The sequence below is a fragment of the Streptomyces prunicolor NBRC 13075 genome (genome assembly GCF_000367365.1).
Taxonomy (GTDB): Bacteria; Actinomycetota; Actinomycetes; order Streptomycetales; family Streptomycetaceae; genus Streptomyces; species Streptomyces prunicolor.
This window is the reverse complement of sequence record NZ_BARF01000063.1, coordinates 77484-87830: the sequence shown is the minus strand read 5'-3', so window position 1 is coordinate 87830 and position 10347 is coordinate 77484. Positions and strand designations below refer to the sequence as shown.

Genomic DNA, 10347 nt, shown 5'->3' with positions numbered 1-10347 from the left:
GCTCCCCCGCCCTCCCCGCCCTACGCCCCGGTCCCCCGGCGGAACAACGCCGTCCAGAGGAAGCTCTCCCCGAAGCACGGCGAGGCGTCAGGTTCGTCACGCATCCGACGCAGCTCGACCTCCTCCAGCTCCAACTCCGACTCCCCGAATATCCAACGCAGTTCATCAGCCGTGTAGGCCAACCCGCCCTGAAGCCCGGAGCCCCGATAAAGCTCGGCATCGGGCAACTCGGATCCCATCCCACCCGCAGCGAAGCACGTGAGCGCGAAGCACCCGCCGGGGGCGAGGACTTGGTCCAACAGGGCGAGGTAGCTGATACGCCGGTGCGGGGGCAGGTGATGGAAGCATCCGGAGTCGTAGACGAGGTCGTAGGGGCCCGGAAGTTGGAGTTCACTACCGGCGAGGGCGAACACGTCCCCGCAGTGAAAGCGAACCCGGGGGCCCTCCCCCTCCCCTCCCCCCACCCCCGCCTCCCGTGCCCGCTCCTCCGCCCAAGCGACAGCCGTGGGCGACAGATCCACCCCGTCCACCTCGAAGCCCCACGCGGCCAGTTGAAGAGCATTGCGCCCCGGACCACACCCCAGGTCCAGCGCACGCCCACCCCCGCCCCCGCCTATCAGCCCCCGGTCGACATACCCGACCAGGTTCTCGTCCGGCTTCGCCACGAAGAACGGCACCGGCCTGTCACGGTCGGCATAGAACCCGTCCCACCAAGAGGCGCCCCTGGAACTCCAACGGTCGGCCTCCGGCGCGAACAGTCCGTCCAGAAGCCGGAGCACGTCGTCGACCGTCCGTATGTCACGCCCACGCCGCTCCCGATCCGTCCGGTCCATCCAGACCCCCTCTCCGCTCCACCGATCGTAGAAGCGGACGGACCGAAAGCCCAGGTCAGCCCCCATCCGGGACGCTCACGCGAATCCCGTCAACTCCTCTGTACGGGGCGGGAGTCGACGCCGGAAGCACGTCACCCCAACGCCACGGTGAACCCCTGCCGACACCCCGCCCGAGGACCGCCAGGACGGCATTCCCGGCGACGGCGACCGCACTTTCCGGCGTGCCGGCCCGGCGGGACCTGCACGTCATGCCCCTCAGGCGAACGTGCCCTGCTGCGGCGCCAGTTCATCCACGCCGCCACACTCCCGCCCTACTTCGTCACCTCCGCCGACTCGTAAGCCGTCCCCGCCGCCCCCACGCACACGAACCAGTTGTCCAAAGACCCCGCCGCCGGCCGGATCGCCGCCTCGTCGCTGTTGATGTCGGCCCCCGCCTCCACCCTGCGGGCCACGGTGGACGAGCCGTCCTTCCAGGTGCAGGTGACCTCCTGTGCGGTCTTGGCGACCTGGCCGACCACCACGCGCTGGGGGCCTTCGGTCTTCTTCGGGTCCAGGGTGGACGCGCCCGACTTGAGGTCCGTGCCCGCCATGGTGTCCTGCGGGGAGACCGAGTCGCCCATCAGGAGTTCCGGCTCGCCGGTCCCGACGGCCCGTTGCACGAAGTACGTGATCTTGCCTACCAGTGCGGAGGAGTTGTCCCTGTCCCAGGGCTCCTCGTGATGGCTGGACATGGACCGCAGCTGGGCCGCGGCCTCCGCCTCGGTGCGGGGGGCGCCCCACACGTCGACCGTGACGTACCACGTCTCGCCCTGCTCGATGCCCGCCGCGAGCGTGGTTTGCTGCGGCGTGTACACATGCCGTTCCTCCGGGGTCGACGGCTGTGTCGCCCTCTGGGTCACCGCGGGGGTGACCTCGCCCCCGTCCCCGCCGCGCAGCCCGGCCAGCGCGAGGCCGCCCGACGTGCCGACGATGACCAGTGCCGTCGCCGTCGCGAGCGCCCAACGGCGGGCCCGGCGTCGGCGGCCACCGCGGATCACCGCCTGGTAGGGGGCTATGCCGATCTCGACCTCGTCCGCGGCGTCGGCCAGCAGGAGGGCGATGTCTCTGTCCGTCATGGTCTGGTTCGTCTCCCGGTCCGCGCTCATCACTTCCGCCCTCCGTGCGTCACCATCTCGGCGAGTCCCGGTATGGCGCGGAGTTTCGCGATCCCCTTGGCCGCGTTGCTCTTCACCGCGCCGACCGAGCAGCCCATCGCCTGGGCCGTCTGTGTCTCGGTCAGGTCCTCCCAGTACCGCAGCACCACCGCCTCCCGCTGCCTCGGCGGCAGTTGGGCCAGTGCCTGCAACAGGGCGCTGCGGTCCTCGGCCTGGGCGATGCGGTCACCGGTGTCGGCGACCTCGCGCACCAGGCCCGAGTCGTCCTTGGGCGCCAGGAACTCCTTGAGCCGTCTGCGGTGTTTGCGTGCGTGCGCGTTGATCATCACGCGCCGTACGTACGCCTCCGGATCGTCGGCCGAGCCGACCTTCCGCCAGGCCACAAAGGTCTGTTCGAGTGTCGACTGGACCAGGTCCTCCGCGGCGTGCTGCTCCCCCGTCAGAAGAAATGCCGTCCGCATCAACCGCGGCCAGCGGCCGATGACAAAGCTCTGGAACGCGTCATCGCGAGTCTCCCGAGCCTCTTCGCGATCCCCCATGGGCACCTCCTAGATATGTAAAGGAGTCCATGAGCCGCCCGAACCGTTGCCTCATCCCGTGGAACTCGTCGAAACCCTCCTGGGCGGCCACGGCAGCCACACCACCATCAGCACCACCGCACCGAGCAGCACCCCCGCCCCTGTCCGGAACGCCAGCGCGTACCCCTCCGTCAGCGCCTCGGCCGTACCGCGGCCACTCCCCACCGTCCCCGCCGTCCCCGCCGTCCCCCCGGCACTCGCCGTACGCGCCGCCGCGATCGTCGACATGACCGCGAGCCCCAGCGAACCGCCCATCGTGCGCGAGGTGTTGATCAGCCCGGAGACCAGCCCGGCCTCCCCCGGCGCCGCCCCGGACGTGGCGAGTGCGGCGAGTGGCGTGGCCGTCAGGCCCGCGCCCAGCATCATCAGGATCCCGGGGAACATGATCTCGGTCAGGTAGTCGCCCCGCACCGTCATCAGGGACTGCCAGCCGAAGCCCAGCGCGGCGATCACCGTCCCGAGCACGGCCACGTTGCGCACGCCGAGCACCGGCATGAAGCGGGGTGCCGACTTGGAGCCGATGAGGACGGCCAGGGAGCTGGGCACCAGCGCGAGTCCCGCCTCCAGCGGTGTGTAGCCGAGGACGTTCTGCGCGTACAGGGTCATGAAGAACCACATGGAGAACATCGCCGAGCCGTTCACGAACATCGCCGCGTTCGCCGACGACACCGCCCGCGCGCGGAACAGTCCCAGCGGCATCAGCGGAGCCGCCGTACGCGCCTCGACGACGAGGAAGAGTGCGATCAGGGCGAGTCCGGCGGCCAGCGGGAGCAGGGTGGCGGCGGCCGTCCAGCCCCTGGCCTCGGTCTGCGAGATGCCGTACGCCAGGACTCCGAGACCCGCCGTGATCAGGACGGCGCCCGGCAGGTCGAGCCGTCGCCGGTCGCCCGCGCGGCTCTCCGGGAGCCAGCGCAGGGAGCTGAGCAGCACGACCGCGCCGACGGGCACGTTGATCAGCAGCACCCACCGCCAGGACAGGGTGTCGACGAGCACTCCACCGACAAGTCCGCCCGCGGCCCCGCCACCGGCGCCGACCGCCGTCCAGGTGGCGATGGCCCGGGCGCGGGCCGCGCCCTCCGACACCGCCGAGGTGACGATCGTCAGGGTCGAGGGTGCCAGTACGGCGGCGCCGAGTCCCTGTACGGCCCGGGCGAGGAGCAGTTGCCAGCCGTCCTGGGCGAGCCCGCCGCACAGCGAGGCCAGCGTGAACAGCGCGAGCCCGACCAGGAACATCCGCTTGCGGCCGTAGAGGTCACCGGCCCGTCCGCCCAGCAGCATGAACCCGGCGAAGGCGATGGCGTACGCGTTGACCACCCATTGCAGCCCGGACGCGCTCATCCCCAGGTCGGCCCGCATCGACGGCAGTGCCACGTTGACGACGGACACGTCGAGGACGACGAGGAACTGCCCGGCACAGGCGAGCGCGACGACCAGCCAGGCGGCGGGCGGCGGCGAGCCCCGGCGGAACGGGCGCGATATTCGGGAGGGAGGGGCATCAGCGGCTCGGGGCATGGTCGTCATACTCTCAACCGGCCCGTGCCCCTTGCATCGGCATTTCGCCCCAGCCGTACCACCGCCGCAGGACCTACGCCGCCCGCAGCAACGTCACCACCGCCGCCCCGCCCAACCCGATGTTGTGCGCGAGCCCCACCTCGGCCGCCGGCACCTGCCGCTCCCCCGCCGTCCCCCTCAACTGCCACACCAACTCGGCGACTTGGGCGATCCCGGTGGCCCCCAGCGGATGCCCCTTGGAGATCAGCCCACCGGACGGATTGACCACCCACCGCCCGCCGTACGTCGTCCCCCCGGACTCGACGAGCTTCCCGGACTCCCCCGGCTCGCACATGCCGAGCGCCTCGTACGTCAGCAGCTCGTTGACCGAGAAGCAGTCGTGCAGTTCTACGACGTCCACGTCGTCGATGCCGAGTGCGGACCGTTCGTAGACCTGGCGGGCGGCGGCCCGCGACATGGGCTGCCCTACGACGTCGATGCACGAGCCCGACGCGAAGGAGTCCTCGGTGTCAGTGGTCATCGCCTGGGCGACGATCTCGACGGGCCGGCAGGTCAACTCGCGTTCCTGGGCGAAGCGTTCGGAGACCACGACCGCCGCCGCGGCGCCGTCCGAGGTCGGTGAGCACTGGAGTTTCGTGAGGGGGTGGTGGACGACCCTCGCCGCGAGGATGTCGTCGACGTCGTACACGTCCTGGAACTGGGCGTACGGGTTGTGCGCGGAGTGCCGGTGGTTCTTGGCGGCGACGGCGGCGAGCTGGGCCTCCGTCGTGCCGTACTTCTCCATGTGTTCGCGGGCCGCGTCGCCGAAGATCTGGGCGGTGGGCGGGGTCATCTCGAAGCCGTGCCGGGCGGCCATGATGCCGTAGTGCCGGGCGACGGGGGAGGTCGCGAAGTCGCCGCCATCGGTACCTCCGCCGAGCGCACCCCTCTTCATCTTCTCGAAGCCCAGTGCCAGCACACAGTCCGCCGCCCCGCCCTCGACCAGCTGCCGGGCGAGCATCAGGGCGGTCGAGCCGGTGGCGCAGTTGTTGTTGACGTTGTAGACGGGGATGCCGGTGAGACCTAGTTCATAGGCGGCGCGCTGGCCGGCGGTCGAGGGCTGGAAGCAGTAGCCGACGGGAACCTGTTCTACGTCGGTGTAGGAGATCCCGGCGTCCGCGAGGGCGGCGTTCCCGGCCTCGCGGACCATGTCCCAGTACTGCCACTCCCGGGTCTCGGGCTTCTCGAATTTCGTCATCCCGACGCCTGCGACATAGGCCTTCATGGCGGGCGAGATTAGAACACGTTCCAGTGAATGACCAGAGATGACGGAGGGTCAGATATTCATGGGACGGTCAAGGATTCGTTAGTACGCCGAAGCATCGGAATAGTTGCCCATGCATACGAGGTTTACCGTGCACTTATCTCACCCGGATGAGTCCACCCGCACGGATCAGTCCGCCCCGCACGGATCACGCCACACCTACGGCCTGGAGGCCCTACTCCATGACGCACACGTCGACCGACCAGCCCGCACGGAGGCCGTCCGGCGCCGTCGTGCCGGTGCTCGCCTTCGCGGGCATCGTTGTCGCGGTGATGCAGACCCTGCTCGTCCCGGTCATCAAGGACCTGCCGCAGCTGCTGAGCACCGAGCCCAGCAACGCCACCTGGGTCCTGACCTCGACTCTCCTGTCCGGAGCCGTCGCCACGCCGATCATGGGCCGCCTCGGCGACCTCTACGGCAAGCGCCGGATGCTGATCGTCAGCCTGTCCGTGATGGTCGTGGGAGCGCTGGTCAGCGCGCTCACCAGCGACCTGCTCACGATGATCGCGGGCCGTGCGCTCCAGGGCTTCGCGATGGGTGCGATTCCGCTGGGCATCGGTCTGATGCGCGACATGCTGCCCCGCGAGAAGCTCGGCTCGGCGATGGCCCTGATGAGTTCCTCGATCGGCGTCGGCGGCGGTCTCGCGCTGCCCGCCGCGGCGCTCGTCGCCCAGCACGCCGACTGGCACGCCCTCTTCTACGGCGCCGCCGGCCTCGGTGTCCTCGCGATCGGCCTCACCCTCCTCGTCGTACCGGAGTCCCCGATGCGCGCGGAGGGCACCTTCGACGTGCTCGGCGCGATCGGTCTCTCCGCGGGCCTTGTCCTCTTCCTCCTGCCGATCACGAAGGGCAGCGACTGGGGCTGGACCTCCGGGACCACGCTCGGCCTGTTCGCGGCGGCGGTCGCCGTCCTGCTCCTGTGGGGCGTGATGGAGCTGCGCCTGAAGGCCCCGCTGGTCGACCTGCGCACCACCGCCCGGCCGGCGGTCCTCTTCACCAACCTCGCCTCGATCATGGTCGGCGTCTCCTTCTACGTCGTCTCCCTCGTCCTGCCCCAGCTCCTCCAGCTGCCGAAGGCCACGGGCTACGGTCTCGGGCAGTCGATGGTCAGCGCCGGTCTGCTGGTGGCTCCGCTCGGCCTGACGATGATGTTCACCGCTCCCGTCTACGCCCGGCTCTCGGCGAAGTACGGTCCCAAGGTCACCCTGATCCTCGGCATGCTGATCATCGGTATCGGCTACGGCGCGGGGATCGGGCTCATGAGCGCGGCCTGGCAGTCCCTTGTCATCGCCGTCGTGCTGGGTGCGGGGATCGGGCTCGCGTACTCGTCGTTGCCCGCGCTGATCGTGGGGGCGGTGCCGGCGTCGGAGACCGGTGCGGCGAACGGGCTCAACACCCTTATGCGGTCCATCGGTACGTCCGTCTCCAGTGCGGTGATCGGGATGGTGCTGGCGAATACCGCGAACCATGTGGGCGGGGTTGCCGTTCCGACCATGCACGGGTTCCGGGTGTCGTTCCTGATCGCTACCGGTGCGGTTGCCGTCGGCCTGCTGATGGCCCTGTTCCTTCCGAAGCCGAATCGGGCGCCGCAGTTGAACTTCAGCAGCGAGGAGGAAGCGAACCTTGAGCGGGCCGAGGAGGCTCTGCGGGGCTTCCGGGGGCGGGTGCTGAGTGCCGACGGTGTTCCCGTCGCCCGGGCCAAGGTCACGCTGATCGACCGTCGTGGTCGGCAGGCCGGGGCGACGCTCTCCGAGGAGGACGGGAGTTACTTGCTCGCTGTGCCGTCTCAGGGGGCGTATGTGCTGGCGGCTCGGGCGAGTGGGCATGGGCCGCTTGCTTCGTCTGCGACGCACGGTGGGGACGAGGTCGCGGTTGACCTGGATCTTTCGTTGCCCGGCGAGACTGTCAGCGCGTAGTCGGGTTCGTCGTTTTCTGCGGGTGCGTGGGGGCTGGTCGCGCAGTTCCCCGCGCCCCTAAAAGCAAAAGCCGCACCGCACCCCCTGCCGAAGCGTTCGGCAGGGGGTGCGGGAGCATGTGCGTGCAGCCCTATCGAGAGGAACCCCATGCCCCCGGCACCCAAGCCCGAGATCCTCGCCGCGTTCGAGGCCGCCAAGGGGTTCATGCCTGCCGGTGAAGGGCTCGCCCTCTACGCCGCAGCCGTAGAAGCCGGGCACCTCGGCCTCCCTCTCCTCGAAGTAGGCACGTACTGCGGGCGCTCCACCCTCCTCCTCGCCGATGCCGCCCGCGAAGCCGGTGTCACCGTGCTCACGCTCGATCACCATCGGGGTAGTGAGGAGCAGCAGCCGGGCTGGGACTATCACGACCCGGAGACCGTCGACCCGGAGGTCGGGCTGATGGACACATTGCCCACGTTCCGCAGGACCCTGCACCGGGCCGGCCTGGAGGAGCACGTCGTCGCGCTCGTCGGGCGGTCGCCGCAGGTCTCGCGGATCTGGCGGACCCCGCTCGGCCTCGTCTTCATCGACGGTGGGCACACCGACGAGCACGCGAACGGTGACTACGAGGGGTGGGCGCCCCATGTCGCCGAGGGTGGGCTGCTCGTCATCCATGACGTGTTCCCGGAACCGGAGGACGAGTTCACCGGGCAGGCGCCGTACCGGGTGTATCTCCGGGCGCTGGAGTCCGGCGCGTTCACGGAGGTCTCGGCGACCGACTCCCTGCGTGTCCTACGGCGTACCGGTACCGGTGTCTGAGGTCAACTCGGCAGCCCTGCCAGCCAGTTGAGCAGGTGCTGGTTGACCTCCGCGGGGCGTTCCTGCTGGATCCAGTGGCCGCAGCCCTCCAGGATGTGCGCGCCGCGCAGGCCGGGCAGGGTCGCCGGGTACGCGGCGATCGCGTCGGACAGCCAGGTGGTGGACGCGTCCAGGGAGCCGCCGAGGAACAGGGACGGTTGGGGGATCGGTGCGCCGTCGTGGGCAGCCATGTCCTCCCAGTCCTGGTCCATGTTGCGGTAGCGGTTCAGGGCGGCGGTCAGGCCCGTGCGCTCGAACTCGCCCGCGTAGACGTCCAGTTCGGCCTCGCTCAGCCAGGCAGGCCGGTCGGTCGCCGCGGGGAACCGCTCCCTCAGCGTCCCTCCCTCCCGGCTCACGAAGTGCGGGTCGGGGGCGCCGGGCGCGGGCATCGTGTCGGCGGAGAACGCGGCGTAGAAACCGGAGAGCCAGCCGCGTACGTCCGGTTCGATCTCGGACTCGGCGCGGCCCGGTCGCTGGAAGTAGGAGACGTAGAACTCCTCGTCCCCGCCCATCCCCGCGAAGATCTCGCTGGGGCGCGGGCCGCCGCGCGGCGCGTAGGGGACGCTCAGCAGGCCTACGGCTCGGAAGGCGTCCGGCCTGAGGAGGGCGGAGTGGGCCGCGATGCCCGCGCCCCAGTCGTGGCCGATGATCACCGCCGACTGTTCGCCGAGGGCGTGCACGACCGCCACGGCGTCCTCGACGAGGTCGAGCATCCGGTACGCCGACGCGTCCTCGGGGCGCGACGAGCGGCCGTAGCCGCGGACGTCGACGGCGACCGCGCGGTGGCCGGCCGCGGCCAGCGCGGGGAGCTGGTGGCGCCAGGAGTACCAGGACTCCGGGAAGCCGTGGACGAGCAGGACCAGGGGGCCTGTGCCCTGTTCCACGAGGTGGATGCGGCCGGCGGGGGTGGGGACGAGTCGGTGCGTGACGTCCTTGACCATGGTCATGAGTCCTCCGGGACGGGGGCTGGTCCAACGATCCTGCGCCCCGGCGGCGCCACCCCACGACTCTTGTTGCCGCTTCAGCAAACCCACCCTGTGCGGCGGCTAGGGTGGCTCCCGTGTCGTACGTAGGTCCGGACTTCGATCCCCCGCAGCCCCGCCGTCCCCGTCGAGGGCCCCTGACCGTGGCGCTGGCCGCGCTGGTCCCGGGAGCGCTCATCGGATGGTTCGTCTATGAGGCGGTGGGCAGCCCGGGGGGCGGCTCCTCGGCCCACGCGTCGTCCGCGTCGGCAGGCGCGTCCGTGTCGCCGACGTCCACCGCGTCGAACGACGACAAGCCGCCGGGCCCAAGTCCCCTCAAGGGCAAGGTCGTCGTCATCGACCCGGGGCACAACGTAACCAACTTCCAGCACACCGCCGAGATCAACCGCAAGGTGGACATCGGCACGAACTGGAAGGAGTGCGACACAACGGGGACGTCGACCAACGTGGGTTATTCGGAAGCCCAGTTCACGATGGACGTGTCCCACCGGCTGAAGGCGCTGCTCGAAAAGCAGGGCGTCACAGTGAAGTTGACGCACGACACCGGCTCCCCGTCCTGGGGGCCGTGCGTGGACCAGCGGGCCCGGATCGGGAACGACGCGCACGCGGACGCCGCGCTCTCCATCCACGCGGACGGCGCACCGGCCGGCGACCGCGGCTTCCATGTGATCCTGCCCGCCTCCGTGCACGCGGGCGGCGCCGACACCCGTGCCATCGTCGGCCCCTCTGCCGTCCTCGGGCGGGGCATCGCGAGCAACTACCGTCGGGTGACGGGCGAACCGTTCTCCAATTACGTCGGCGACGGCACCGGTCTCGACACACGTAAGGACCTGGGCGGTCTCAATCTGTCAACGGTTCCGAAGGTGTTCATCGAATGCGGCAACATGCGCGATAGCAATGATGCCGCACTGCTGACGAACGGCGCCTGGCGACAGAAGGCGGCACAGGGGATCTCTGAGGGAATCGTCAGCTTCCTGGAGAGTTAAGCGCTTTGATGGCATGTCACCAGCGCCTCACCCGCTCCCTCATATCTGCCTCAAATCAGTTGCAGATGCACAGCTCACCCTGATCAACTGATCTTGACCGGAGGCGATCAAAGCCTTCCCACTTACGATCACGGGGGATCACTTGAAGTTCCAAACAGTTCGGCGTGGGGCCGTTGTTGCCTCACTGTCCATGGGTCTGCTCGGCATGACGGCTTCAGCGCAGGCGGCATCCGGCGCGGAGCACA

9 protein-coding genes are annotated in these 10347 nt (G+C 69.7%); 3 read left to right on the top strand and 6 right to left on the bottom strand.

The genetic code is table 11. The features are described 5' to 3' along the window. Positions 1-20: 20 nt before the first annotated feature. The 5 genes from SPR02S_RS28560 to SPR02S_RS28540 form a co-directional block, all read right to left on the bottom strand. Entirely contained in the window at positions 21-833 is an 813-nt protein-coding gene (locus tag SPR02S_RS28560) for a class I SAM-dependent methyltransferase (protein ID WP_026150936.1), read from the bottom strand. A gap of 311 nt (positions 834-1144) precedes the next feature. Continuing rightward, complete coding sequence (locus SPR02S_RS28555) at positions 1145-1978, bottom strand: hypothetical protein (protein ID WP_019060440.1); 834 nt, start codon at positions 1976-1978, stop codon at positions 1145-1147. Then, positions 1978-2526: a SigE family RNA polymerase sigma factor gene (locus tag SPR02S_RS28550; RefSeq protein ID WP_019060439.1), complete on the bottom strand. Its 549-nt coding sequence runs from the start codon at positions 2524-2526 to the stop codon at positions 1978-1980. The genes SPR02S_RS28555 and SPR02S_RS28550 overlap by 1 nt, the downstream gene beginning before the upstream one ends. Before the next feature lie 51 nt (positions 2527-2577). Then, a complete protein-coding gene (locus SPR02S_RS28545; RefSeq protein WP_019060438.1) occupies positions 2578-4086 on the bottom strand; it encodes an MFS transporter in 1509 nt (502 codons plus the stop codon). Between the two features lie 64 nt (positions 4087-4150). Then, positions 4151-5341 carry a lipid-transfer protein gene (locus tag SPR02S_RS28540; RefSeq protein WP_019060437.1) on the bottom strand — a complete coding sequence of 397 codons (1191 nt, stop codon included), beginning with the start codon at positions 5339-5341 and terminating at the stop codon, positions 4151-4153. A gap of 221 nt (positions 5342-5562) precedes the next feature. On the opposite strand from SPR02S_RS28540, the gene SPR02S_RS28535 reads away from it, so the two are divergent. Together SPR02S_RS28535 and SPR02S_RS28530 are read left to right on the top strand one after the other, a co-directional pair. Next, entirely contained in the window at positions 5563-7296 is a 1734-nt protein-coding gene (locus SPR02S_RS28535) for an MFS transporter (protein ID WP_019060436.1), read from the top strand. A gap of 147 nt (positions 7297-7443) precedes the next feature. Then, a complete protein-coding gene (locus tag SPR02S_RS28530; protein WP_019060435.1) occupies positions 7444-8094 on the top strand; it encodes a class I SAM-dependent methyltransferase in 651 nt (216 codons plus the stop codon). A 2-nt stretch (positions 8095-8096) separates the two neighbouring features. Here SPR02S_RS28530 and SPR02S_RS28525 read toward each other — a convergent pair whose 3' ends face one another. Continuing rightward, positions 8097-9080 carry an alpha/beta fold hydrolase gene (locus SPR02S_RS28525; protein WP_019060434.1) on the bottom strand — a complete coding sequence of 328 codons (984 nt, stop codon included), beginning with the start codon at positions 9078-9080 and terminating at the stop codon, positions 8097-8099. A 113-nt stretch (positions 9081-9193) separates the two neighbouring features. Here SPR02S_RS28525 and SPR02S_RS28520 point away from each other — a divergent pair, with 113 nt between their 5' ends. Continuing rightward, positions 9194-10102 carry an N-acetylmuramoyl-L-alanine amidase gene (locus SPR02S_RS28520; protein WP_078623019.1) on the top strand — a complete coding sequence of 303 codons (909 nt, stop codon included), beginning with the start codon at positions 9194-9196 and terminating at the stop codon, positions 10100-10102. Positions 10103-10347: the final 245 nt, after the last annotated feature.